Genomic DNA, 26773 nt, shown 5'->3' with positions numbered 1-26773 from the left:
TGCTGTCGCGGGCGACGAGGTCCGCCTTGCCGTCCCGGGTCACGTCACGGGCGCCCACGATGGAGTTGTAGATGTTCCAGCCGGGGCCGACCTGCTTCCGGGGCGCGAAGGGTGCCTTCGGGTTGCCGGTGCCCTGGTAGAACCACAGCGTGCCCTTGCTGTCACGGCCGACGGCGGTTCCAGTGCCGTCCGCCATCTCACCGCTGACACTCGTGACGATGTTGTAGGTGTTCCAGCCGGTTCCGATGGCGGCCCGAGCGGCCAGTGCCCCGGAGGGCACACCGGTGCCGCGGTACTGCCACAGGGTGCCGGAGTTGTCCCGTGCGAGCACGGTGCCCAGATGCGACGCCGGGGGCACACCGATGCCGGTGAGCGGCTCCAGTTGTGCCCCCTGCCCGGCGTCACCGGTGACCTCGTACGTGGCCGACTGGTTGCCGCTCACCGTCGGGGCGAAGGTGACCGTCTGGCGGACACTCTGCTCGGGACCGATGACCAGGCCCTCGGCAAGCTGGTCGGCGCTGCTGAACGCACCTGCCGGGGCCTTCGCCTTGGTGACGGTGACCGGGATGTTCCCCGTGTTCGTGATCGTGAAGGTCCGTGTGCTCGACGTGCCGCGGACAACCGCCCCGAACGAGAGAGTCGTCGGATTGAACACCAGGTGACCCTGGCCGCTGATCGCGTCGCCCTCCACCGGGATGGTGAGCGCACCGCTGGTGCTGCTCAGCGTGATCGACGAGGAGTTCTGGCCGGTGGCCGTGGGCTCGTACCCCACCTGCAGGACGATCGAGCTCTGTGCCGGGATCACCGTCGGGTTCGCCGGGTCCGCGCTCGGCAGGTCGGCGGCCGTGAACGGTCCGTCGGGCGGGGTGACGGAGGTGATGGTCTCGGGGTCGGTGCCCGTGTTCGTCAGCTGGACGTTCGCGGTGGCCGTGGTCCCCGTGGGCTGGTTGTCGAAGGACACCCTGCCCGGGAACGCCGCCAGACCGGGCTTGGTACCGACGCCGTGCAGGCTCAGTGCGAAACTGCCGGCGTCGGTGGACACGGTGAGCGTTCCGCTCGCGCCCAGGACCGCGGTGGGTGTGAAGGAGACGGGTATCGACAGCTGCCCGCCCGCCGGGATCGTCGGCGGCAGCGACGAGGTGTCCGCGGTGAACGGACCGTCGACGGTGACGCCCCTGATACCGAGGGACTGGGACGGACTCTGGTTCTCCGTCAGGACGACGTCGGTGCTCGCGGAGCCGCCCACCGACACGAGCCCGAAGTCGACCGGTCCGCCCTTGAGCGGGCTACCCACCGGGTTGCCGAAGGCGTAGACCTTGCCGTCCCGGGTGCCGACGAAGACCTGCCCGCCGTCGGTGGCCGGGGTGGCGAACTTCGGTGCGGTACCGATCGGCGCGGACCAGACCAGCGGCAGGACACCGTTCGCGTCGGGAACCGGGTCGTACGCGCGCAGCTGGGCGTTGGCGCCGCTGGACCCGCCCGACCAGACCACCCACACCAGGGCGCTGCCCGAGCGCGTTCCGTCGGAGGTCACCACGGGCGATCCGCTGGTGTAGGGGAAGGAGTCCTGGCTGGACCCGGCGACGGTCAGCGCGGGGTCGCCCGAGCCCGTCACGCCGCGGTGCAACGCCACCAGTGAGCCACCGTTGCCGACGACGTAGACATAACCACCGTCACCGCCCCAGACCCCGGGGTGGCCCCACTGGCCCTTGAGCGGCCCGGTGATCCCCACCACGTCGTCGGTCCCGCCGGTGCCCTGCGAACTCCCGCCGAGGTCGTCGCGGTCCAACAGGAAGACTCGGCCGTCCTTGCCCTGCTGCACCAGCAGATGCGGGTGGGAGGCGGTGCCGAAGCTGTCCGGCAGGCCGACCGGCCCGCCGGAGGCCAGGTCCTTGTCCTGTTGGTCCAGGGTCGGCGCGTTGGACGGGCTGAAGAAGTCGGCGGCCTTCAGGCTCCGGTCGGCCTGCACCTGCAGCCGGACCACGGACTCCGCGAGAGTGCCAGGCGGGGCGCTGCCAGGGCCGGGCGCCGGGCTGACGCCGTTGCCGGTGGCGAGGAAGATCCTGCCGGGACCGTCCGAGACGAGTCCCCCGCCGGACTGCCAGATGCCGGCCCCGCTGTTGCTGGCGCCGGTCTCCGTCGCCCACATCGAGGTCACAGAGGGATTGGTGGTGCTGACACCGACCACATAGCCGCGATAGGGCTTGGCATCGCAGTGTCCGCCGAACGCCGCGTACACCACCCCGTCGAGCAGCAGCAGGCCCGGACGCTGCATCTGGTACGCGGGCAGGAAGGACTGGGTGGGGTCGTTGGACGGGGTGCCCTGGATCGTCACGGGGAAGCCGGATTTCTCCGCCCCCGTGACCGGGTCGAGCGCGTGCATGTACCAGTGCGGGCTCAGGTGGGTGGGACCGTCGTCGACCTTGGTGGTCAGATAGACCGCGCCGCTGGCGGGGTCGTATACCGGGGTGGCGGTGCTGCCGATGGTCGGCACCAGATCGCCGCAGTTGAGGGTGGACGCGGGCCATGCGGGCCCGAAGCTGCGCCGCCACAGCGCGGCTCCCGTGGCGCGGTCGAGGCCGTAGGCTTCGTTGTTCTCGGTGACCGCCACCACGGTGCCGCCGACGACGATCGGCTGAGCGTATATCTGCCCGTCGAGCTGCGCGGGAGCCTTCCAGAGTTGCCCGAAGGAAGAGGAGCGCACGTCGGACGGGCCGAGATCCGGTTCACTCCTGTCCCAGCCGGTCCGGAGGGTGTCCACCGAGCCGGTCGTCTCACTCGCCTGCGCCTGAGAGACGCCCAGCCCGACCAGGCCTGCGGTCACCGCGCCGGCCAGGGCGAGCACCAGGCCGCGCCACCGGGTGTGTCTGCGTCCGTGTGCATGTCTGGTGGCACCCACCACCGCATCGCCTTGTGACATCGCCAAGGAAACCCCCCTGAGTCCCCATCCCCGAAGGCCCTCACGCCCTCCCCGCGCGCCACGGCGGCCTCCACGATCGCGGGAGCCTGCGGCACACGGGCCACAACCCGCGCATCCAATCACAGACCGGCGTCCGTGCCTACGGTTGTGAATATTTGATGGATGCGGTCCCGTCGCATACTCCGCACGGTCGACGTGTCACCGCCTGACGCGGCATCGGACGGTCACCGGGGCAACGCGGTTGTTGCATAAGGGGTTTCAGGTCCTGTCCAGTCGTCGCTGCGCAGCTGTACGTAGCGGTTGCGGCCCGCGGCCCGGTTGAGCTGCGGGCGCGTTCCAGCGCATGACGTCGTGGTGGCCGAGGGTGGTGTTCGCGGGGTCGACGAGGTCGTGGTCGGTTCGCTGACGGCCGGTGTGAAGCATTATCGGCGAATCCCGCTGCCGCAGAGCGCACGGTGGTCACTCTGCGGCAGCGGCTGTGCGGTGAGTGCCGGTCAGGCGCCGGTGCCCGGCTGGAAGGTCGTCACAGTCGCGGCGGAGGAGACGGGCACGGCACCGGCTTCCCAGTCCGCGTGCAGGGAATCCTTCTCGTCCGGCGGGGTATCAGGACAGCCAGGGGCGTGGCCTTCTTGGCCCCACTGACCTCGGGGTTGGCGAAGGACAGGCCTGCCCAGGCGCTGTTGCCCGGCGCCAGCGTGATCTTGGTGGGGCTTCCGGTACCGCGCCTGGGGTCCGGACCCAGCTGCTTGCCAGATGCATCCGCAAAAGCGGCGCCCGGATACCCGTCGATGGTGCAGGTACGTCCCGAGAAGTTGGTCACGACGAGGGGGAAGTTCTCCTGCCCGGCGCCAGGGTTATTGGCGCCGACATGAGCCTTCAGGTCGGACGTGTGACAGCGAGTGCTCACGGCGCCGCTTCCGGTGGCCGAAGTGCCGCCTGAACCCTTGCGCGAACTGGTGTTGGCGGAGGTGCCGCCCGTGCTCGTCTTGGTGCCGGCGGCGCCTGAGTCGTCACCGGACGCCGGCCGGGCCTGCCCGTCCGCCGTCGGCGGGGCACTGGCGATGCCTTGGCCGTCGTTGCAGGCTGTGAGCAGGCTCAGGGCGGCTACCACCCCCCAGTGCGGACACCACGCGTCGTGCCATCAGGAAGGTTGCCTTGCTGTCGGTGTCCGGGCTCGCCGTGCCGCGCCGGAAGGTCGCCGTATTCTGCTTACTCCTTCAAAATTGGTGCCCGACATGGGCGTGTGTGAACGGTGCCGTGTGCCCGTTGTCCTTGTCCGATGCGCGTCAGCCGGGAAAAGTTCGGGCGAGTGCGATGTGTGCGGTGGGGTGCTCCCCCCCATGCGTGTCAGGCGGTGAGGTGGACCGTCCCGGACGGCTCCACCGACCTTCGTGGACTCGGGCAGACACCGTTCTGCAGGGGCGTGTCAGGCTGATCGATCGTGCTGTTGCGACTGCCCTACCTCGCAGTGCCGATCTCGCCGGTATCCTCCATGCGTACGTACATGCCACCTGATCAGCGAAGACGTAATAGTCGGCACCTGCGACCGGCGGACAAGGGTGCCGCAGGGGAGGGGAGCGGCGTGAGCCCGCAAGACGTTGTGAAACTGTTCATGACAACTTACTGGCATTGGGTTCGACGGCGAAGCGCCCTCAGGACGGTGCGAAGCCGAACACGCCGGCGTAGGCGGCCGGACCACGTCGCTCGGCACCTGCAGTTCGGGCATGCACTAGGGGCTGCGTCCGACAAGGAGTGTGTGTGTCTCTATCTGGGACCGCTGCCGATCACGGCATTCCTGTTCCGCTTGGGCTCGGCGAATTGGGCGATGGCTTCGGCCGGGCCCTCCGGCTGTGCGATGGCGTCGTGGTCCACCGCCATGCAGGCGCGGCGGACTTCCGGGAAACCGAGATTGTCGAGGTGTGCGTCGAGCAGGGCGCATCAATCTCGTCGGCGCCGGCCATCGTCACCTGGGTGGTCTCAAGAGCCGTGAGTTGCGTGTCCGAGATCGAGGCGTCGAGCGGCCGCGCGAGTTGACGTCCCGTTGCGCCGGTCGTGCAGGGTGAAGTCGGCGCGGACGGCCACACCGGACTGCAGCAGCTTCTGGTGGACCAGGGGGTCTCGGCCGGGGTGCGAGACGACCACGCTGATGTATCCCTCGGGCAGTCCGGTCACGGCGTACTCGCCCCGCGCGTTGGTCGTGGTCCGCACCAACTGCCGGCCGCCGGTGTCCATGACGGTCACCGCGGCATGACGGAGGGGCTGCTGTTCGCCGTCACGGACCGCGCCCTCCAGCATCGGCAACGGCTCGCCGAAGTGATGCGGGTGGACCGGAAGCGCAGTAGGCGCGGGCGCTTCCATGGAGGGGTCCTCCATCGGCGGTTCCGGAATGTCCTCCTGCTCGTCCTCCACTCCCCGCCGTACGGCCATGCGGTGGTGCCGCCACGCGTCGAGGCCCAGCAGCGCCATGCCCGCGATGATCCACCCGCACAGCACGAGGACCGGCTTCAGCACTCCCGCATCGTTGAAGTACAGGACTCCCCTCAGGGCGTCGACCGCGTTGCCCAGCGGCATGACGGCGTGCAGGCCCTGGAAGAACCCCGGCAGCAACTGGACGGGGACCAGACCGCTGGAGGGAACGCTCAGCACGACGTACAGGCCCAGACCCGCCAGGGGGAAGAAGTGCTTGACGAAGGGCGCCATGCCGAGGGAGAACGTGGCCACGGCCGTGGTGAGCAGGAAGGCGATCGCCAGGGCCGCGGGGTCGTTGGGGAAGAAGCCCAGTCCCACGCCGACGAGGAAACCCACGGCGCTGAAGAGGCCGGCGACGCCCGCGATCGTCAAAAGTTTCCTGCGCCGGTCGAAGGTCACCGCCCGCAGCAGGGTCGTGGCGAGTATGTAGCCGGGGACGTTCCAGGCGATCCCGAAGTAGACCAGAGTCGCGCCGGATCCGTCCTTGCTGACCGTGGGGGCCACGTCCGTGACGGTGAGCTTCTGGTGGTTGTGCGCCGCAAGCTGGGCGAAGCCCTTGGTCAGCGCCTGCTCGAGGGACGCGCCGTTGGCCTTGGCCACGTAGAGCACGGCATGTCTGCTCGTGGCGGTGAAACCTGCCACGGCGTCCCGGTCCAGCACCGCCCGTCGGGCTTCTCGGGCGTCTGCCACGGCGGTGACGTCGAACCCGCCGGGATGCTGCCGCTGCAGAGCGGTCTCGACCCTGTATTCCACCGCGGGATCGGCGATCACGAGCTTGGCGTGGTGGGGCTGAGGCTGATGAAAGGCCATGGGGAAGCAGAAGAGCAGGCCGAGGAAGAGCACTGCCGGGATCGTGAGGGTCTCGACGAGGACTCTGGCCACGGATACGCCCCGGGGCTGCTCGATCCGGTGTTTCACAGGACCACCACCCCTCGGCCGCCGCGGCGAGCCATGCCGCACAGTCCGCGGGGCACACGGCCGACCGGATGCCCGGCAACCCCCGGGCCGCCTCTCCGGTACCGGTGGTCCCTCACTACTCGCGGTCCAAACAGTTTCACGGCGCCCCTCTCGGCTGCCCCGCGCCTGACCATCGCCATGGCGCCACTCGATTAATGTACCGATCGGCACATCTACGCCTGCTGGACCTTACGCGTACCGGTCGGTACAGTCAAAGGGTGCCTCGCCCCGTCAACGCCGAGAAGCGCGCCGAGCTGCTGAAGCAGGTGGTGAACCACCTCCAGCACCACGGCGTCGCCCAGATGTCGCTGAGTCCGCTCGCCGAGTCGATCGGCACCACCAAGCGCATGCTTCTGTACTACTTCGGCAGCCGCGAGAACCTGCTGGCCCAGGCACTGGCCGCTTGCCGTCCCGACGCGCACGCGATGTTCGACGGCGTCCGCGACAGCGCGGGACTGCGCGAGGCGGCCCATGCCCTGTGGGAGGCGATGACCGTCGGGGAGCAGTCCGGGCCGGTCCGCATGCTGCTGCAGCTGCTCAGCCTGGCCGCCACCGATCCCGAGCAGTACGGCGACATCGCGGCCGAGACCGTCGAGGTGATGATCGGCCCCATCTCAGCGGCCTACGTCCGGCTGGGTCACCCGCCACAGCAGGCGCGGACAGCGGCCACGGTCCTCGTCTCCGGCCTGCGTGGTCTGTGCCAGGACCGCTTGGTGACCCATGACGCCGCCCGTACCGACGCGGCCGCCCGCCAGCTCATCAGGGACGCCGTCACGGCGGCCGACTGAACTTGTGACCCCGCCCTCCACGGGGTCCCGGTATCGCTCCTGCAGTCGCGAGGCAGGCTGGTAGTTCGGTCCCGCGGTTTCGTCCACGCAGGCAAGCAGCAGTGAACACGGGGGTTCGAGGTGCGGTCGGGCAGCACCTCCACGAACCGGTCGGCCTCGACATCGAGCAGCACGGTTCCGTAGGTGCATCCCTTGCGGACGGCGAACTCGTCTACTCCACGTACCGTGGGGCCCGGCCCGACGCGGCTGGCGCCGTCAGCGGCCTGAGCAGACGAGTCCGACTCGCCGTCAGTCGCCGCGCTCGTTGGCGATCGACTGCGGCCGGCCCGTCAGGCCGGTACTGGAACGGCGGTGGCCGCTCGGACAGACCCGGCACCTGCTCGACGAACGTCGTGCGGGAACAGCTCCTGCGGTCGCAGAAGTGTTGGCGCACCCGCAGTCGAACGAAGACCTCGCCTGGCCTGCTTACGGCAGTTCGGGCACCGGCCTGGACCGAGCCATCGACGCCGCCTCCACCACTCAGACGTCGCGGGAGTCGCTCACCCCTTCCACCCGCACATCGATCCCGGGAAACAGCACATGCTCAACAGCCTTGCGCGCCGCGGCAGGTAACACCCTGCGGAAGCGATCCCGCGTTCCCGCCGCTGATCCGCGGATTCACGGTACTGAAGCGCTCCGGGATCGGTGGAGGCTCGATTCCCTGAGAGGATCGAGTCATGGCCCGTCCGTCCCCTTACCCTGCCGAGCTTCGTGAGCGTGCGGTGCGCATGGTCGCGCAGATCCGCCCCAACTACCCAACTGAGTGGGCCGCGATGAAGGCCGTCGCTGTCAAGCTGGGCATCGGTTCCGCCGAGACGGTACGGACCTGGGTCCGCAAGGCTGAGGTCGACACCGGCCAGCGTCCCGGGGTGACCTCAGAGGAGGCCGCTGAGATCAAACGGCTGAAGGCCGAGAACGCCGAACTACGCCGGGCGAACGAGATCCTCAAGGCGGCCTCCGCTTTCTTCGCGGCCGAGCTCGACCGGCCGTCGAAGCGCTCGTAGCGTTCATCGACGCCCACCGGCAAGTGTTCGGAGTCGAGCCGATCTGCAAAGTCCTGACCAGCCACGGACTGAAGATCGCGACGAGCACCTACTACGCCGCCAAGAACCGCACCCCCAGCCCGCGGTCGGTCCGCGACGCAGAGCTGAAGACGCAGATCAGCCGCGTCCACGCCGACAACTTCGGTGTCTACGGAGTGCGGAAGGTCTGGCGGCAGCTGCACCGCGAGGGCATACCCGTGGCCCGCTGCACGGTCGCCCGGCTGATGCGTGACCTTGGTCTTGAGGGTGCCCGACGCGGGAGGAAGATCCGCACCACCATCCGCGACGATGGCCATGAGCGGGCCTCTGACCTGCTCAGACGCGACTTCACCGCATCCCGTCCGAACGAGCGGTGGGTCGCCGACTTCACCTATGTCGCCACCTGGTCCGGCATCGTCTACGTCGCCTTCGTCGTGGACGTGTTCTCCCGGGCGATCGTCGGCTGGTCGGCCGCCACCAACAAGCGGGCCAAGCTCGTCCTCGACGCCCTGGACATGGCCCTGTGGCGCCGCGACCGGGCTGGCATTCCCGCAGGTCCCTGGTCGTTCACGGACCTCGAAGCCGTCGCCATGGCGATCAACAACCGGCCCCGCAAAGTCCTGGGCTGGCGGACGCCGGCCGAGGTCTTCGAAGAACAGCTACGCTCGCTGCAACAGCCCGGTGTTGCAACGACTGGTTGAACTCGCCCACTATGTGTCGATTCGCTACACCGACCGGCTCGCCGAGGTCGGGGTCGCCGCGTCCGTCGGCTCGGTCGCGGACTCGTATGACAACGCGATGGCCGAGGCGCTGAACGGCACCTTCAAGGCAGAGCTGATCGAGATGCAAGGACCGTGGCGCGACGTCGACCAGGTCGAGCGGGCGATCTTCCAGTGGGTCACCTGGTACAACGAGGAACGGCTCCACTCCACCCTCGACTACGTACCGCCCGCCGAGTACGAACGCGAGTGGTGGCGACAACAGGAAGCCACCCCGCAGTCCGCCTGAAACAAGATCACGGACTCTACGAAACTCGGGGCAGCTCAGTCCGGTCGAGCTCACCCGTCAACCGGAGCACGGCCGGCATGTTGTAGGTGGCGTTCGGCCCTTCCAACCGGTTGAGGAACCACAGTCGCTGCTGTGCGTGCGAAAGCGGGATCATCGAATCTCCTCGGGCTGCCCAGGCGCTGATCTCCCCTGGAGACTCCGCTGTGTCGACTTGCCGTGCAAGGCTCGAGACGGCACCGGACGAAACGGGACAGCGAATCCCGCAGGACGGGCCTCGGTCGGCGGATAGCCTCGAACCTTCAGGCAGGAGGCTTATCCGATGACAGGTATGTTGAGCCAGGCTGTGATCCCCGGGCTGGCGTTGGTGCTCTTCGTCTGCTGCGGAACGGAGTTGGTCCTGCGGCGCTTCTTCAAGCGCAGCATCCTCTTCCGGCGCGGCACCTCACGGCGCCCTCTGACCGGTTCCGCGTTCGACGAGTTCAACCTGATCTTCAACGCCAACAAGCTGGTCGAGATCAAGCAGCAGCAGCGGCAGGAACTTCAGCGTGACGAGGTGGGTGACGGCGCCCCGCCGCGGACGCGCATCGATCTGACCAACGGCACCGCGCACGTCGTCCTGCCCAGCGAGAACGCGACCCCCGGTCCCCGTCCGGCCGCCGACCGCCCGTCGGCCGGCGAGGAAGATCCCTCCCGGTGACGTCGTCACAGGCCCCGTTTCTCCTCCTGGACCTGGCTCTGATCCTCGGCCTTGCGCGCGTCCTGGGACTGGGTGCGCGGGCGTTGGGTCAGCCGGCGGTGGTCGGCGAGATACTCGCCGGCATTCTGCTGGGCCCCACCCTGCTCGGCGCGCGGTTCGCGGGCACCCTCTTCCCTGCCGAGGTTCGCCCCCTGCTGAGCGCGCTCGCCGGCGTGGGCCTCGCGCTGTTCATGTTCGCTGTCGGGACGGAGATCGATCTCGGCATCCTGCGCGGAGGGAGCAGGGTCACCCTGTGGGCAACCACGTTCTCGACACTGTTGCCGCTCGCCCTGGGGGCCGCGCTCGCGTGCGTGCTGGCGGGCGCGCACCACCAGAGCCCACGCGCGGGACTCGTTCTGTTCTTCGCGGTGGCGATGGCCGTGACGGCGTTCCCCGTACTCGCCAGGATCATCGCCGACCGAGGGCTGACCCGGTCCCAACTCGGCGCGACCGCCCTGACGTGTGCGGCGATCACCGATCTGCTGGCCTGGATCCTGCTTGCGGTGGCCGTGGCCGTGGCCACGGGGCAGCACCTCGACTGGCGTCTCGCGCTGCTGGTGCCGTATGTCGCCCTGATGATCGCGGTGGGCCGCCCCCTGCTCCGCCGGGCGAGCGAGGCGAGCCGGCGCGAGAAGGCGCAGGGCACGGAATCCGGAGGCTCCGGCGAGAGCAGGAACTTCCTGGCTCTGGTGCTGGTCGGGCTCCTGCTCTCGGCAGCCTGCACCGAGTGGCTGGGACTGCACTACATCTTCGGAGCATTCCTGTTCGGCGCCATCATGCCGAGGGGCGGCGACGGAGGCCTGCGCGACATTGCGCTGCAGCGGATTGAGCCGCTGTGCGGGCTGCTCCTGCTGCCCGCGTATTTCGTGCTGGCAGGCCTCAAGGTCGATCTCTCCCGGCTGGACGCCGCAGACATCGGCACCCTGGCCGCCATCCTCGTGGTGGCCGTGGCCGGTAAGGTCCTTGGCGCGTACCTCGGGGCGCGTCTCGGGGGCTACGGCAGTCGGCCTGCGTACGCGCTCGGCGTCCTGCTGAACACGCGCGGCGTCACCGAACTGGTCGTCCTTGGCGTGGGGCTGGAACTGGGCCTACTGGACGGGACGCTGTACTCGCTGATGGTGGTGATGGCCGTGACGACGACGGCGCTCGTCGGCCCACTGCTGAACCGAATGCTGCCGACCGCCGGGAAGAGTGGGACGACGGTAGTGCAATGCGCTCCGGTGGCTCCTGGGGGAGCGGCCCGGGAAGAGTCCCGGTGAGCTGTCGCAGCAGTACGTCATGTTGATCAACTGCGGAAAACCCTGGTCCGGGCTGCTGATCAAGCCGTTTGTCTGCCTGGCGTCAGGCTGCTTGCTGGTACTCGTTGATGAGGCCGCCGATTGGTTGAGTGCGGCGGACGCGGCCTCCGAAGGGGATGACAGGTGCCGTCTGGCCGGTCTCCGAGGCTTGGGGAGATCGTTGGTGGAGGGACTGGTGGGGGCGGTGCCGGTTGCAGTGGTCGGTGTAGGTGTTCAGGACGCGACGATGCCTTGGCACAACCTGTAGCAGCACCAGGGGTTCCGCACCCTGCCGCCACTTCAGCACCGTCATCCCCCGATCACCGGATCCTCGGCCGCTGCCGCGTCCCCCTTGAGGGTCTGGGGCCTTCCTCGTCCAGCCGCCGGTGCCACGTCGGCTACGAGCGGTAGAGGGTGCGGGCGTGTGCCAGGTCGGCAGGCCCGTCCCGGCCGAGGTGGAAGACTGCCCGGGAACCGAACATCTCGCTGCTGTCGTTCTTCCGAATGGCAAGGTGCGCATCGGGATGCAGGTGGTGGCATGACTCAGTTCCGGCTGTCGTGGCCGTGGGTACTGGACGGTTCGGAGCCGCCCGGCGATCTGGTCCGGGCGCTGGCGGAGGGCACATCGGTGCAGGACCGGGATCGATTACTCAAGGGCCTGGCCAATCAGGCCGCCACCGGCGATGCCGACAGCGTCGAGCGATACGCGATCGGGCTCTCGGTCGCCAAACGCTTTGGTGATTCGCTCCAGCTCTGGCGTCTGCTGCTCAAACACCGCCCAAACGCGGTCCGCCTGCGTCTGAACCTGGCAGCCTGCCTGCTCAGCGCGCAGCGGATGGACGAATGCGCCCGCGAACTGGACGAGTGCGCCCGGCGGTGCCCCGATGACGACCCACTGCGCCCCATGGTCCAGCAGCGCCTTGAGGAACTGGCCACGATCCGTGACCATGACGAGCGGGAGTTCCGGCTGCTGGAGTTGAAAGCAGACGCGTACCGGGAGCTGGCCGAGCGCGGCGAGGCCAGCCCCGCAGATCTCAAAGAACTGTGCAAGGTGCTGGCCGCACTCCAGCAGAGACCGGGCAGCGGCGTCACTGCGGACGATGTCCTCGCCCTGGCCGAACAAGCACGGGAAGGGATGCCACAGGACGCCGAGGTCCTGGAACTCGTCGCATATGGCCGCATCTTGACGGGCGACATGAACGGGCTGTCAGAGATGCTGCGATTGCTGGAGCAGGTCGCTCCGCACTCCCACCTGCTGGGTGAGTTCCGGTCCTCGCACACGGACCCCGAGTTCCAGCAGATGGCGGACCAGCGCAAACGCCACATGGATGAGACCATCCGCCGCGCCGGCGAGGGCGATGAGGATGCCCTGCGGGAACTGCGCCGGGAGAGCCAGAGGTTCCCAGCCAACGAGACGTATGGCGTCGGTCTGCTGTCCGCCGTGTACGGCCGGGCGGCCAGCGGGACGGGCGACTACGAGGAGGCGCGGCGGATCGCGCACGAGCTGGCCGCGAGGCCCTCGGCGGGCCACCACACCCACTTCCATGTGGCCCAGTTCCTGTGGATGTTGGGCGACCACGAGCTCGCGCGGCACCAGTTCGCCCGCGCCTTCGAAACGGCACAGGATGAGGAGGATCGGGAGACCGTACGCCTGGCCATGCGGACCGTCGGCGCCGACGGCCCTGAAGATGGCCGCCATGGGTGAGCAGGAGCGGCGTGTCGCCGCGCTCCTGATGAATGCGGGCAGCGCGCGGCACGCGGAGACTCTGCTGTTGACCCACGCTGGCCGGTTCGACCCGTACGAGCTGGTGAGCGAGCTGGAGGACGGACAGCGCCGCTTCGAGGCGGACGGCAAGACCAAGGCCGCCGCGCTCGTCGGTTTCTACGTGTCGTTGGCTCGGGAGCTGAGCGGCGTGTTGCAGCGGATCGGCTCCGTTGCCCGTTCCGGGAGCGCCCCGGTGGGCTTCCCCGACCCGCAGGAGGATCTCGGTCATCCGCGGCTCCTTTTGGAGCGGCAAGCCTCCCAGTTGCTGGGGCGCGGCGAGTTCGACGCCGCGCGTGACGCCTTCCGTCAGGCGGACGAGTTGCCACTGCCCCATCCGGACGAATGGGGCCGCGCCGCCGGCCTTCGGATGCGGCTCGCGGAGGCGCTGGGTGCGAAAGGTCGCCGCCGGGAGGCGCTCGGCATCCTCGACTCCGTACAACTCGGGCCGCACGGCGCCGAGATGGGTTCTGAATCGATGCTGCGCATCCGCTTTCACCGGCTGCGCGGCATCCTCTGCCAGGACGAGGCGGACTACGAGCAGGCGCGTTCCTGCTACCGGACGGCACTTGAGGAAGCCGAGGGACTTCACGACCACCAAGCTCAGTTCGCGCTACGCATGCTGCTGGCCGGTGCGTACTTCGAGGCGGGCCGGGGGAGGGAGGCGGTACGCGAATACCGCAGGGCACTCGGCCTCGCGGAGTCCCGGTTCGGTACGGAGATGCGGGCCTGTGCGCTCAACCGCCTGGGAGCTGCATACCAGAAAGCCGGCGACCACGCCGCAGCCCGCTCGAGCCTCCGCCGCGCGCTGGAGCTGGTCGGTGGTTCCTCCGTCAACGAGGGGGGCGCGCGCTTCGAGGCCGAAGCCTGGGTCGGCCTCGGTGACCTCGCCGCCGACGAGGGACGCATGGACGACGCGGTCGGGGCGTACTTCGAGGCGCTGACGAAGGCCATGCATCTCAGCAAGGACATCATCGCCCACGGCATGGCCCTGGTGGCCTCGCGCCTGGACCGCATCGATGCCGACCACGCATCCGTCCTGCTCCGCACCGCGCAGGTCTTCCGCGACGTCGTCGGTTCCGATCCGGGACGTGGATGGACCTTTCACCTGCCGTTCCGGCTTGCGGAAGCGGCGCAGCGACTAGGCCGCGGACAGGTCACCGAGGCGGTGTCCGCGCTGCGGGTGCTGCGCGCGGAGTCTCTGCGGCACGCACCCGATGCCGCCACCCGCCTGCAGGTCACCGACCGTCTGGCCAAGGCGCTGCTGGTCCGTGGTGCGGCGGAGGACAAGCAGGAGGCGTTCGACACCGCCTGGCAGGCGCGCTCGGCGTTGCTGGACACCATGGCCCGGCACCCGCACCGGTCGGTCGGGGACATTCCCGCGCTCATGCACCAGTACCGGGCGGTCTACGAGCTGCTTATCCGGCTGCTGGTGGAGTGCGGAGACGAGATCACGCTCCCGGTAGACGCCCTGCCCGGTACGAACCAACGCAGCGCCCAGCCCCTGGAGCTCGCCTTCGACCTGCACGAGGAGTACAAGACGTGGGCCGACGGCATGGGGAGCATCCTGAGAAATCCGGACACACCGGCCACCCTTCGTGCTCTGCGGGCGCACCTCCGGACCGACGCTGATGCTTCACGCTGCGCCTTCGTGTCGTATTTCTGCGGTACTGACGCCTCCACCATCTTTGTCGTCCACGCCGACAGCGGCCGGCTGTGTGCCGTGCGCACGGAGTTGACGTCCGCGACGCTCCAGCGGGCGGCACAGCGACTGCGGCGTACGTTCGACGGCGATGCCGACGCGTTCCCGCCGCTCCCACCGCTGCCGGCTCGGCGGCCGTGGCGACGTGGGTTGGACTTCTTCGCGCAACTGGCACCTGGGCTGCTGGCGTTCCTCCCCGAGGTGGCGGGGCGCGAGTTGCTGTGCGTCGCAGCGGACGGAGCGGTGCGTGCCCTTCCGCTCGGTGCACTCCCGCTCGCCACCCGGAACGAGGACGGGCAGGGAGACGAGCATGTGCTCGCAAGCCGGCACGCCGTGGTGCAGGTGACCAGTGCCACCGCTCTGCTCCGCACCTCTGAGCGCCCCCCGGCAACGGGGAACACCGATGTATTCGTCGCAGGTACGGCCGCCCGCGAGGATCCGGACGCCGAACGTCTCGAAAACGACGCGGAGTTCGTCGCCCCAGGCTGCTGTCGCAGCGAAGTCACCGGCCTGAGGGCGACGCCCGATTCCGTTCTGGCGGGCCTCGGCGCCGCCCGTATCGCCCACCTGTCGGGGCATGGCTGGTATGACCGTGTCGAACCACTGGACTCCGGCCTGTTCCTCGCACACGACGGGCAGCGCCCCACCAAGTACCCACTCACGGTGGAGGTGGGCACGCGGCTGGAGCACCTGCTCACCGCCCGGCGCCTGGCCAGGGCGGAGCTGCGGCTCGATCTGCTCACGCTGCGGGCGTGTTCCACCGCCCGCGGGGACCTCCACAGTACGGGCGATATCCGGGGCCTCGCCCAGCTCCTGCAACACTCCGGCGCCAGGACGGTCGTAGCCACACTCTGGGATGTGGACGATGCCAGCTCGCGCAGGCTCTTCGAAGAGTTCTACCGACGGCTGGCGGAGAACCCCGCCGAGCCCCTCTGGTGGGCGCTGTGGCAGGCCCAGCGCACCATGCTGGAACATCCCACCGTCCCTTGGGAATGCCACCCCTACCATTGGGCCGCACTGGCTCTGATCGGAGACTGGAGACGCCGATGAGGACAACCGACCTATCCGAGCTCAGCGACCGCTCGGTCCTCCTCGCGCTGCAGGAGCTGACCGAGGAGTTCACTGCTGACGCCACGCCGGACACCATGCCGCTGGACCAGGACGAGGCCGCTCTCCTGCTCTCCACCCTGCTGCGCGCAGCTGGTCAGGACGGTAGCGCGGTGGTCATACCCGACAGCCCCGCGGCGTACGATGCCGCGCGTCGGCTGCTCGCGGCATTCGCCGCAGAGCCCGCAACTGCTGCCGTCGCCGCTGCTGTGCTGGCTGAGCCGCCCACCGACTCGCGGCTCAGCGGCGAGATCGCCGTCCCCGGCCTCGTCGTGATGGCCGCGGTCGTCACCTGGCTGCAGACACAAGTGTCGGTTCACATCAAACGACGCAACGGCAAGACCGAGTTCGAGTTCCGCGTGGCGAAGGAGGCCGCCTCGGCATCGACACTCAAGGAGCTGGCGTCCACGGTCACACGATGGCTCGGCGGACCACCACGGCAATGACCCGACAGCTGGTAGCCGACGCCCTCGCCGAAGTGCTGCGGGTAGTCGTACTCGTGGGAGCCGGCCGATGAGGAGTTGCAGCCCTGCTGGGCCTCGAAGCAGTGGTTGGTCGTCTCGCTCGGGGCGACGCCTGGGCCGATGTACACCGGCCAGTTGGTTCTGCTGCCGGTGAGCATGGAGTAGCCGGGGACAAGGGTGAACCCGCTGCTGGTGGTCGTCATGGTCACCGGCGCGACATCGGACCCCGGCGCAGGCCCGTCGGTGGTTCCTCTTCGGCTCCGACGGACTACGGCGGATGTACACGCCCCGACGCCGGGCGGAACCGTCTCCCTGACGTCACCTCCGTGTCACAGGGCCGTATCGCCGCAACCCCACCGTGCAGGACGCCGTCCTCATGAGCACCGGCACGACGGATGCCGCTGACCAGGAGTGATCCCATGACCATCGTCCGCTCGCGAAGAACCGCCGCGACCCTGACGTCCCTTTTCGCCTCCTGCATGCTGCTCACCGCATGCCAGTCGGGCGGCGGCTCGACGGGAGCGGCCCCCGCCTCCGCGTCGGCCGACGGCGGTTCCTCTTCCGCGGCGTCCCCCAGCGGCGCCTCCCCGTCTGCCGTTCCCGCCGGTGCGGCCTCCCGGGCGGCCTCGCCTGCCCCGCTTCCCGCATCGCACGGCACCACGTCCGCCACGCCCGCCTGTGCCGCCGGGGCACTGACCCCGTCCGTGGCACACCGCCTCGAGCCGAACCCGGACCACACGTACGGCGTCCTGCTCAACCTTGCCAACAGTGGCAGCCGCACCTGCCTGATCGAGGGCTTCCCCACCGTGGCGATCGCTGGACAAGGCGACCCCACTCGCAGCCGACCGCTGAAGGTCACCCCTGAGGGCACCGCCCGCCCCGTGCGCCTGGCGCCGGGCGGCCGGGCCTATCTGATGCTCACCTTCCACGAGGTGATGGGCGAAGCCGACGGATACTGCCTCTCCGGGGCCACGCCCGCAGCACCGCCCTCCCTCGTCGTCGGGGCTGCCGGCGGCCGCTTCCAGGTCGAGATGGGCGACGGCGGCGGCAACTTCGCGGAGTGCGACGACATCGTCCGCACCACGGCCTTTCTGCCCAACCAGCCCTGACCGTCCGCCAGCGGACTGTGGCAGGCCGCGCCACCCCGGTGCTGCCCCCGGCCGCGCCACACCGGTGCGGCCCCGGAACCGAGGCTCGGACCCTGAGACCTCAACGAGCGCACCGCCTTTCGCCCCGCCCTCTTCGGGAGGCGGAATGTCAAATGCGCTGGGACCGACTCGGGTCGGCAGGGTGGGGCGTCTGCGCGGACGTCGCACGGCAGCGGCGTGGGTCGCGCGTCAGTCAGTCGGCGCCGGACGTTGGCCACGAGGGCCGCGTCCGCGGTCCTTGCAGGCCGCGGCGGCAAGCACGCGCGCACAGCCGCATCCGACCCCGTCGGCGCGCCCCCTTCCGGGGCCCCGGCCGCCGACAACACCACCATCATGGTCATCCGGCATGGGCAGAAGCCCGGCCGACATGAATCCGCCATCGACGAGAACGGCCGTCTGGAAGGAAATGGCGCTGACAACCGGTTGGGAGACTCGGGGTCATGCGGACGATGCCGCGCCCGGCCGGGCGGTGGGCAAAGATCCGGGATGCGATCGGCCCGCACTCAGGGTCCATGCCCAAGCGCTGCAGGTTGCACTGCGGCCGAGCGAGGGCCCGGTCAGGGTCCGGGCTTCGGAGGCCGCAGCGGGCCAGCTGCCGCCGTATTTCGGCCGGCTCTCGCATCCTGGCGCATGGCCTGATTGTTGCCTTGTGGGCGCGAACCGTGCGTCGCGATACTCGGGCTTGGCATGGACACGACCCAATTGCGGGTTGCTCCGAGGCCACTTCCCGCCCCGCCCGGCCTCCCCAGCCGACGCGGGCCCCCACCGGAGGTCATCCCTGATGCTTCCTCGCATCTTCACTTCTCGCTCCCTTTCCGCGGGCGCAGGAGCAGCCGCTCTCGCCGCCGCCGTCCTGCTGCCCGGTGCCGGCGCGGCCACCGCTGCGCCCGCCTCGGTCGCGCACGCCAAGCCCACCGCGGCCGAGACCAAAGCCGTCGTGGCTCTCACCTCTCAGCTGAGTGACCGTGCTGCCGGCTCCTACTTCGACACATCGTCCCGGCGCCTCGTCGTCAACATCACCGACCCCTCGGTCGCCGACCAGGTCCGCGCTACCGGTGCGGTCGCCAGGGTGGTGCGTTACTCCACAGCTCAACTCCACGCCGCAGCAGGCCTCCTGGCGAGACAGGCCCGAATCCCCGGTACCGCCTGGGGTGTCGACCCCCGGAAGGACCAAGTGGTCGTCACTGCCGACCCCACCGTCACCGGAGCCAAGCTCATCCGCCTGGACGCCGCGGTCCACGCGTTGGGGAACAAGGCTGTGCTTCGGCACAGAACCTCACCCTTCAAACCCCTGATCGCCGGTGGTGACGCCATCTGGGGCAGCGGAGTTCGCTGCTCCCTGGGGTTCAATGTGTCCGTGGGCGGAGCCCCCTACTTCCTGACCGCCGGCCACTGCGGCAACGCCTCCGCCAGCTGGTCCGACTCGCAAGGTGGCGGCGAGATCGGGCAGACGGTCGACTCGCACTTCCCCGGCACCGACTACGCCCTCGTGCAGTACGACGACCCCGGCACCGACCACCCCAGCACCGTCGACCTGTACGACGGCAGCATCCAGCAGATCACCCGTGCCGCCGACGCCTACGTCGGCGAGCAGGTGCAGCGCAGCGGCAGCACCACCGGCGTCTACGGCGGACAAGTCACCGCACTGGACGCCACCGTCAACTACCAGGAGGGCTCCGTCTTCGGACTGATCGACACCACCGTGTGCGCCGAACCCGGCGACAGCGGCGGCGCCCTCTTCGACGGCGACGCGGCAATCGGCCTGACCTCCGGCGGGAGCGGTGACTGCACCTCGGGCGGCGAGACCTTCTTCCAGCCCGTGACGGCGGCTCTCAGCGCAGAGGGAGCCACCATCCCCTGACGCGCCGCTCGTAGCTGATGAGGTCACGCCGGCCCCGCACCACCCACTGCATCGACGAGTAGTGGTAGCGGCAGCAGCGGCGGCTACGCCTACAGGTGTCTCAGAGGAAGAGCTCCTCTTGCGCAACCACGACCGTGTCGTCAGCGGTCAACTCGCCCCTCGGACACACACTCTGAAATGCCTGGTCGGTGCGCCGACCAGGCTTTCTTCTTGGGATCGCCTAGTGGGATCCCAACGGTGACGGCGACCTCGATGCAGGCAACGCGCTGGACCTGCGTGTTCAGCGCGAGGGGCCGTGGGGGGTCTGTCGGGTTCATGTGGAGATTTCATGGAGGGCGACTGTCGCTCCAGCGCGATCCGCGATCGCAACGCCAACGCTTGAGCGGACGAAGGGTGACGCACCTACGACAGCAACATCTCCCGCTCGGCCTCACTCGGCACCACCGGCGGGATCTTCGGCCCAGGACGACTCGCACAAGACCAACGACGAATCCGGACTCAGGTCCCGAGAGGGTCTGCTCGCTACCGATGGAAGTCCGCGACACGGCAGCGGCCGGCGGTTGAAGGGCCTGTTCGGCTCTACCCCGTTGGGGAGGAAGAGGGACAGGCCGGATTCCCGGTGATCCTCGACTCCGGCCAGGCTGACCCGGAAGAGCCTGAAGATGGCCGGCTGATGCGATAGCTCTTCGACCAGCAGCCGTACGCCTTCGCGGTCGAACAGGTTCGGACCGACAACGGCCAGGAGTTCGGTCAGCCGTTCCACCCGTAGCTGCTGGACAAAGGCATCGGCCACGTCCGCATCGGACTCTGCTCTTTTGATCCCTTGGCGTGCGCAGGCGGCCGGCAGCGGTCTCGGGAGGCTGGTCATGAGTTCCGGCATGAAAGCTCGATGGATCGGCAGTGGTCTGCCCGCGGTGTGTTGTTGCCGTGGCGTGCCCCTGCACGCAGCAGGGGCATACGGCGCCGGCGGGCAGGGGCAGTCGTGGCACTGGAAAGGCAGAATGCTCGGGCGGCTCCGGCTGTCGGGCGGCGCCGGGTGCGTGGACGGGCGAGCCGGCCCAGCGGAGCGGGCGGGCAGCCAACTCCTTTTGGACACGCAGCGTTTACATGCGTTCGACCCGTCGACCGGCGGGACTTGTTATGGTGTTACTCATTGGTAGCAAGTTGAGTGGGGGGACGCGGGGAGACCTGCGGCCATTTCGCCGCCAGGCGAGTGGCGAGACGGATGACCTGGCAAGGGGGCCCGGTCAACGGCTTCTGCGCGTGCGCATCACGCGGCCGTCGAACTCCAGTTCCCTCACCCGCTGACCCGGACAGGTGGGACTCGTCACATGGCTCGTTCCCTGGTCGAATTACTGACCGCACACGCCCAGCAACAGCCCGACCGTACCGCCTACCGGTACCTCCTCACCGGCGACTGCGACGGGGACGTCCAGGACATCTCCTACGGACAACTGGCCCACCGCTCCCGGGCCGTGGCCGCCTGGCTCCAGGACCGAGGCCTGGCCGGCTCGCGCGCCCTGCTGCTCCATCCACCCGGCCTGGAGTTCGTCTCCGCCTTTCTGGGTTGCCTCGCCGCCGGCGTGGTCGCCGTGCCGGGCGTGCCCCCGCAGGGACGGTCGCAGAACCACCGCGCTCTCGTCCGGATGAAGCGTCTGATGGCCGACTCCGACGCCAAGGTGATCCTCGGCGGCCGCGAAGTCATCCGCGCCTTGCGCACATGGACCGAGCAGCTGCCCGAACCGGACACCGTCCCCCGCATCGCCACCGAGGACATTCCCGACGACGCGGCCGGCTCCTGGCACGCCCCCGACCTCACCGCCGACTCGGTGGCCTTCCTCCAGTACACCTCCGGCTCCACCTCCGCCCCGCGCGGTGTGGCGGTCACCCACGGCAACCTGCTGGACAACGAGCGGATCATCACCGAGCGGATGGGGCACACCCCGGATGCCCTCGCGGAGCACGGCCGGGAACTGATCCTCAGCTGGCTCCCCGTCTACCACGACATGGGCCTCATGGGCCCGGTGCTGAACACGCTGTACCTGGGCGCCACGGCCACGCTCTTCTCGCCGCTGCACTTCCTGCAGAGCCCCGAGCGCTGGCTGACCGCGATCAGCCGTTACCGGCCGCACACCAGCGGCGGCCCCAACTTCGCCTACGAGCTGTGTCTGAAGCACGCCACCGCCGACCTGGTCGACAGCCTCGACCTGAGCGCGTGGAAGGTCGCCTTCAACGGCGCCGAACCGGTGCGCGCGGCCACGCTGCGACGGTTCACCGAGACCTTCCGCGCGGCCGGCTTCCGCCATGAGGCGTTCTACCCCTGCTACGGCCTGGCCGAAGCCACCTTGATGGTCACCGGCGGTGCGGTGGACGCCCCGCCCACCCTGCTGGAGGCCGCCGAGACCGGCCCGCACGCCGGCGAGGCGGACGCGGCCGCCGTGGGCTGCGGCCGGCCCGGGACCGGGATCACCGTGGTGATCGCCGACCCCGAACGGCAGGAGGAACTGCCCGAGGGCGAGGTCGGCGAGATCTGGGTCGCCGGCGCGAGCGTGGCCAAGGGCTACTGGCGCAACGCCCTGGCCACCCGCGAGACCTTCCGCGCCACCCTGACCGGCGGCGAGGGCCGCTTCCTGCGCACGGGCGACCTCGGCTTCGTGCGGGACGGCGAACTGTTCGTCACCGGCCGCCTGAAGGACCTCGTCGTCATCGACGGGCGCAACCACTACCCGCAGGACCTGGAGCTGTCCGCGGAGTTGTCCCACCCGGCATTGCGGCCCGGCTGCACCGCGGCGTTCTCCGTGGACGCCGGCGGTGCGGAGGGCGAACAGGTCGTCGTGGTGGCCGAGATGGCGCCGGAGGCGGCCGGCGAGGCCGAGAAGATCACCGACCTGGTGCGCAGCGCGATCGGCGAGGCCCATGGTTTGTCGGTGCGGGACGTGGTGCTGGTCCGCCCCGGCACCATCCCGAAGACGTCGAGCGGGAAGATCCAGCGTCGCGCCTCCCGGGCGGCCTACCTCGACGGCACCCTCGCCTTGGTGGACGTGCCCGTCACGGGATGACCCCACCGCCGTCGGCGCGCCCGCCCGCGCCGGCCGCACGTCCGCCCTCCGCGGCCGCAGGTCCGTCGACTTCGGCCGTACGTCACCCGATGTCAGTCGTACGCCGCTGCCGCATGCGGTCGTGCGGAATCCGCCCGCGTCACCGTTGCTTGAGGACACCTGCCCAGATGCCTGCGAACGAGCCCCGGAAGCAGTCCACCATCCCGCCCCTCACCACCGCCGAGGACGTACGGGCCTGGCTGGGGTCGGCCGTCGCCGAGGCCGCCGGGCTCGACCCGCTGGCCGTCGACCCGGACCGGCCGATCGCGGAATTCGGGCTGGGGTCACGCCGGTTGGTGACGCTGGCCGCGGAACTGTCCGCACGGATCGGCCGACCACTCGAGCCATCGCTCGTCTTCGACCACCCCACGATCGCCGCGCTGGCCGACGCGGTCCTCGGCGAGCCGCCCGCCCCGGCGGCCGGCCCGGCCTGTGCCGAGGCTCCGCCGCGGGCGGCGGGCGACGACATCGCCATCGTCTCCATGGCCTGCCGCTTCCCCGGCGGCGCCGACGACCCCGAAGGGCTGTGGCGGCTGCTGGCCGCCGGTGAGGACGCCATCTCCGAGGTACCGGCGGGCCGTTGGGACACCCGGAGCCTCTACGACCCCGACCCCGAGGCCACCGGCAAGGCGTACACGCTGCGTGGCGGTTTCCTCGACGGCATCGACCGCTTCGACGCCGCCTTCTTCGGGATCTCGCCCCGGGAGGCCGACGCCATGGACCCGCAGCAGCGGCTGCTGCTGCAGACCAGCTGGGAGGCGATCGAGCGGGCCGGGATCGTCCCCGAGACGCTGCACGGCAGCCTCACGGGCGTCTACATCGGCCTGTACGACAGCGGATACCTCGCCTCCGCCTCGCTGGCCCAGCTCGACGGGCACGTCGGCACGGGCTCGGCACCCAGCGTGGCCTCCGGGCGCATCGCCTACACCCTCGGTCTGCAGGGCCCGGCGGTCACCGTCGACACCGCCTGCTCCTCCTCCCTCGTCGCCCTGCACCTGGCGGCCCGCGCGCTGGCGGCAGGTGAGTGCGACCTCGCCCTGGCGGGCGGCGCGAGCCTGCTGGTGACCCCGCGGGGACACGTGGAGTTCAGCAGGCTGCGCGGGCTGTCGCCGTCCGGGCGGTGCAGCCCCTTCTCGGCCGACGCGGACGGCGTGGTGTGGGCCGAGGGCTGCGGTGTGCTGCTGCTCAAGCGGCTCGCCGACGCCCGCCGCGACGGCGACCGGGTGCTCGCCGTGGTCAAGGGCTCGGCCGTCAACCAGGACGGCCGCAGCCAGGGGCTGAGCGCCCCCAACGGCCCGGCGCAGGAACGGGTGCTGCGCGCGGCCCTCGACGCCGCCGGACTCGCACCGGGCGACGTGGACCACGTCGAGGCGCACGGCACCGGCACCCCGCTCGGCGACCCCATCGAGGGTCGCGCACTGGCCGCCGTCTTCGGACCGGGCCGCCCCGCCGACCGGCCCCTCGGCCTCGGCTCGCTGAAGTCCAACATCGGTCACACCCAGGCCGCCGCGGGCATCGGCGGCGTGATCAAGACGGTGCTCGCCCTCGGACACGAGCTCATACCGCCGTCCCTGCATGCCGAGACCCTCACGGAGCACGTCGACTGGGCGGGCAGCGGCCTGACCGTGCACGGCAGCGCCCGGCCGTGGCCGCGTGACGGCGACCGCGTGCGGCGGGCCGGGGTGAGCGCGTTCGGCATCAGCGGCACCAACGCGCACGTCGTGCTGGAGGAGGCACCGCAGGACGCCGTCGCACCGGCCGGGGCGGGGGCGGAGCTGCCCGGCCCGACGCTCTTCCCGCTCTCCGCCCGCACGCTCCCCGCGCTCCAGGGACAAGCCGACCGACTGCACGCACGTCTCGTTGCCCGGCCCGAGTCGCCGCTGCCCGCCGTGGCCGCGACGCTGGCCCACCACCGCACCCAGTTCGAGTACCGTGCCGTCGTCCAGGCGGCCGACCGGGACGAACTGCTGACCGCGCTGCGGGCCCTCGCGGAGGGCCGGCCCGACCCCGGCCTGACCGCCGGCCCTCGGCGGACGCTGCCCGCGGGCAAGGTGGCCTTCGTCTTCCCCGGCCAGGGCGCCCAGTGGGCCGGCATGGCACGTGACCTGCTCGAACGCGAGCCCGTGTTCGCCGACGAGCTCGACCGCTGCGATGCCGCCCTGCGACCGTTCACCGTCTGGTCCGCGGCGGCGGTTCTGCGCGGCGAGGCGGGAGCCCCGTCCCTGGACCGTGTGGATGTCGTCCAGCCGGTGCTCTTCGCGGTGATGGTGTCCCTGGCCGCGGTGTGGCGGGCCCGTGGCGTCCGGCCGGACGCCGTGATCGGGCACAGCCAGGGCGAAGTGGCCGCGGCCTGCGTCGCCGGCGCGCTCAGCCTCAACGACGCGGCTGCGGTGGTCGCCCTGCGCAGCCGCGCCCTGACCGAGCTGTCCGGCACCGGCGCCATGGCCGTCGTCGCCCTGCCGCACACCGAGGTCGTCACCCGCCTCGACGGTCTCGGCGGCCGGGTCTCGGTCGCCGCCGTGAACAGCGGCCGGGCGACGGTGATCGCCGGTGACGTGGAGCCGCTGGAGGGCCTGCTCGCCGACCTCGACCGGGAACAGGTCTTCGTCCGCCGCCTCGACGTCGACTACGCCTCCCACAGCGCCCGGGTCGAGCAGGTGCGCGCGACGATCCTCGACGAGCTCGACGGCGTGACCACGTACCCCACGTCGGTCGCCTGGTACTCCACCGTCACCGGTGCACCGGTCACCGAGGAGCTGGAGGCCGACTACTGGTACAGCAATCTGCGCGAACCCGTCCGCTTCGCGCCCGCGGTGGAGCGCATGGCGGCAGACGGTTACCGCCACTTCGTCGAACTCGGCCCGCATCCGTCCCTGCTGACAGCCCTGCACACGATCGGCGAGGAATTCGGCCACGAACTGGTCGCCGTCGGCTCCCTGCGCCGCGACGAGGACGGACCCGCCTGTCTGGACCGCGCCGCCGCCGAACTGCACGTCCACGGACGGCGCTTGGACTGGCGGCGCCTGGTCGCCGACACCGTCCGGACGGACCTGCCGACCTACGCCTGGGACACCCGGCGTCACTGGATCGAACCCGAATCCGCCTCGGGCGGCCTCGGCCTGTTCGACCGTGCCGCGCACCCGTTGCTCGGCGTCCAGTTGCAGTCGGCCGACGAGACCCGCTGGACCTTCCGCAACGAGTGGTCCCCGGCCACCGCCGACTGGCTGTCCGACCACACCGTGTTCGGCCGGACCGTGGTGTCCGGCACGACCCTGCTGGAGCTGTGCCGGGCCGCCCTCGCCGTGGCCCGCCCGGACGACCCGGCCGACGTGACCGACCTGCTGCTGCTCGCACCCCTCGTGCTGCCGACCTCCGGCATGGTGGAGGTGTCCGTCGAGGTGGTCACCGTCGGCCCGGCACCGGAGATCACCGTGCACAGCCGCCCGCGCGGTCAGGAGGCCACCTGGACCCTGCACGCCACCGCCTCGGCGGCCGGGGCGACTCCGGTGGCGGGGCGGCCGCCGGTGTGGCCTCAGGCGGCGGAGGCCGCCTGGAGCCCGGACACCTACGAGCGGCTGACCGGGCTCGGCCTCGGCTACGGTCCGGCCTTCCAGGGCGTACGGGAGGCGGTGGTGACCGGCGCCGGCGAGCTGCTGGCCCGGCTGTCGCTGCCGTCCGTGGCCCACGACCTGGCCGACCCCTACCCGGTCCACCCGGCGCTGCTGGACGCCGCGCTGCACGTGGCAGCGGCCCTCGAAGAGGGCGCCGCCTCCGACGGCCGGGTGCTCCTTCCGGTCTCCGTGGGCCGCGCCGCGCTGTCGCACGGCGGCGCCGACGACCTCACCGTGTCCGTGCGGCGCACTGGTGCGGCCGGCACGGATCTCACGCTGGACGTGACGCTGTGGGACGCAGACGGCTTCCCCGCGGGTCGGCTGGAGCAGGTACGGTTGCGGGCCGCGAGCCCGGCGGATCTCGTCGGCGGTTCCGGCAACGGGCGGCACCTGTACGAGGTGGCCTGGACGGCCGCGCCCGAACCGAGCGTCCAGGCCCCGGCCGGTGCCTGGACCGTCGTCGGCGACCCGTCCGACCCCGACGTCGACGCGGCCCTGCGCGGCCTCGAAGCCGCGGGGATCCGGTGCCGCGACACGGGTGGCGAGGTGCCTGTACGGTCCTGGCCCCGGCCGGTGTCCGATGCCGAACCTGGCGCTGGCGCCCGGGAGTCGGCGTCACGTGACCGACGTGTCGTGGATGACGCGTCCGCCCCGGACGTCGTTGCGGCCTCGCGCCGCTTCGAAGCGGCGGGGGCCGAGGCGCACGACACGGGTGGCGAGGTGCCTGTACGGTCCTGGCCCCGGCCGGTGTCCGATGCCGAACCTGGCGCTGGCGCCCGGGAGTCGGCGTCACGTGACCGACGT

The 26773-nt window shown here is 70.3% G+C and carries 15 protein-coding genes and 1 pseudogene; 11 read left to right on the top strand and 5 right to left on the bottom strand.

Annotated features, from left to right (window positions below; genetic code table 11):
- From ACFYOH_RS38410 to ACFYOH_RS38400, 3 genes are all read right to left on the bottom strand, one after another.
- Window positions 1-2899, bottom strand: a 2899-nt coding sequence (locus ACFYOH_RS38410) for a choice-of-anchor D domain-containing protein (RefSeq protein ID WP_388635555.1), incomplete at its 3' end; no start/stop codon positions are given.
- Window positions 2900-3443: 544 nt separating this feature from the next.
- The gene (locus ACFYOH_RS38405) at window positions 3444-3827 is read right to left on the bottom strand and encodes a DUF4232 domain-containing protein (protein WP_388635620.1); all 384 of its coding nucleotides are present in this window, start codon (window positions 3825-3827) and stop codon (window positions 3444-3446) included.
- 1070 nt (window positions 3828-4897) lie between these two features.
- Window positions 4898-6271, bottom strand: coding sequence for a carboxypeptidase regulatory-like domain-containing protein (locus ACFYOH_RS38400; protein WP_388635553.1), 1374 nt, complete (start codon window positions 6269-6271; stop codon window positions 4898-4900).
- A 293-nt stretch (window positions 6272-6564) separates the two neighbouring features.
- On the opposite strand from ACFYOH_RS38400, the gene ACFYOH_RS38395 reads away from it, so the two are divergent.
- Together ACFYOH_RS38395 and ACFYOH_RS38390 are read left to right on the top strand one after the other, a co-directional pair.
- Window positions 6565-7134: a TetR/AcrR family transcriptional regulator gene (locus ACFYOH_RS38395; protein ID WP_388635551.1), complete on the top strand. Its 570-nt coding sequence runs from the start codon at window positions 6565-6567 to the stop codon at window positions 7132-7134.
- 716 nt (window positions 7135-7850) lie between these two features.
- Window positions 7851-9203 (top strand): annotated as a pseudogene (locus tag ACFYOH_RS38390) (IS3 family transposase).
- A gap of 16 nt (window positions 9204-9219) precedes the next feature.
- On the opposite strand, the gene ACFYOH_RS38385 reads toward ACFYOH_RS38390, so the two are convergent.
- Window positions 9220-9357, bottom strand: coding sequence for a condensation domain-containing protein (locus tag ACFYOH_RS38385; RefSeq protein WP_388635550.1), 138 nt, complete (start codon window positions 9355-9357; stop codon window positions 9220-9222).
- Window positions 9358-9522: 165 nt separating this feature from the next.
- Here ACFYOH_RS38385 and ACFYOH_RS38380 point away from each other — a divergent pair, with 165 nt between their 5' ends.
- From ACFYOH_RS38380 to ACFYOH_RS38350, 7 genes are all read left to right on the top strand, one after another.
- Entirely contained in the window at window positions 9523-9900 is a 378-nt protein-coding gene (locus ACFYOH_RS38380; protein ID WP_388635548.1) for a DUF6191 domain-containing protein, read from the top strand.
- On the top strand, window positions 9897-11198 hold the full coding sequence (locus ACFYOH_RS38375; protein WP_388635546.1) for a cation:proton antiporter: 1302 nt from the start codon (window positions 9897-9899) through the stop codon (window positions 11196-11198). The genes ACFYOH_RS38380 and ACFYOH_RS38375 overlap by 4 nt, the downstream gene beginning before the upstream one ends.
- Before the next feature lie 556 nt (window positions 11199-11754).
- Entirely contained in the window at window positions 11755-12921 is a 1167-nt protein-coding gene (locus ACFYOH_RS38370) for a hypothetical protein (protein WP_388635544.1), read from the top strand.
- Window positions 12842-15730 carry a CHAT domain-containing protein gene (locus ACFYOH_RS38365; protein ID WP_388635618.1) on the top strand — a complete coding sequence of 963 codons (2889 nt, stop codon included), beginning with the start codon at window positions 12842-12844 and terminating at the stop codon, window positions 15728-15730. The genes ACFYOH_RS38370 and ACFYOH_RS38365 overlap by 80 nt, the downstream gene beginning before the upstream one ends.
- Window positions 15727-16233 carry a hypothetical protein gene (locus ACFYOH_RS38360; RefSeq protein ID WP_388635542.1) on the top strand — a complete coding sequence of 169 codons (507 nt, stop codon included), beginning with the start codon at window positions 15727-15729 and terminating at the stop codon, window positions 16231-16233. The genes ACFYOH_RS38365 and ACFYOH_RS38360 overlap by 4 nt, the downstream gene beginning before the upstream one ends.
- Window positions 16234-16670: 437 nt before the next feature.
- On the top strand, window positions 16671-17360 hold the full coding sequence (locus ACFYOH_RS38355) for a DUF4232 domain-containing protein (protein ID WP_388635540.1): 690 nt from the start codon (window positions 16671-16673) through the stop codon (window positions 17358-17360).
- 820 nt (window positions 17361-18180) lie between these two features.
- Window positions 18181-19260 (top strand): S1 family peptidase, encoded by a 1080-nt coding sequence (locus tag ACFYOH_RS38350; RefSeq protein WP_388635538.1) that lies wholly within the window; start codon window positions 18181-18183, stop codon window positions 19258-19260.
- Window positions 19261-19690: 430 nt separating this feature from the next.
- On the opposite strand, the gene ACFYOH_RS38345 is transcribed toward ACFYOH_RS38350, so the two are convergent.
- Window positions 19691-20140 (bottom strand): hypothetical protein, encoded by a 450-nt coding sequence (locus tag ACFYOH_RS38345; protein WP_388635536.1) that lies wholly within the window; start codon window positions 20138-20140, stop codon window positions 19691-19693.
- A gap of 451 nt (window positions 20141-20591) precedes the next feature.
- On the opposite strand from ACFYOH_RS38345, the gene ACFYOH_RS38340 reads away from it, so the two are divergent.
- Both ACFYOH_RS38340 and ACFYOH_RS38335 read left to right on the top strand, forming a co-directional pair.
- Entirely contained in the window at window positions 20592-22319 is a 1728-nt protein-coding gene (locus tag ACFYOH_RS38340; protein ID WP_388635534.1) for a fatty acyl-AMP ligase, read from the top strand.
- Window positions 22320-22486: 167 nt separating this feature from the next.
- Window positions 22487-26773 (top strand): beta-ketoacyl synthase N-terminal-like domain-containing protein (locus ACFYOH_RS38335; protein ID WP_388635532.1); only part of this gene is annotated, 4287 nt, incomplete at its 3' end.

The organism is Streptomyces sp. NPDC007856 (assembly GCF_042868225.1).
Lineage (GTDB): Bacteria > Actinomycetota > Actinomycetes > Streptomycetales > Streptomycetaceae > Streptomyces.
The sequence above is the reverse complement of the archived record's forward strand: the minus strand, read 5'-3'. Positions and strand labels throughout refer to the sequence as shown.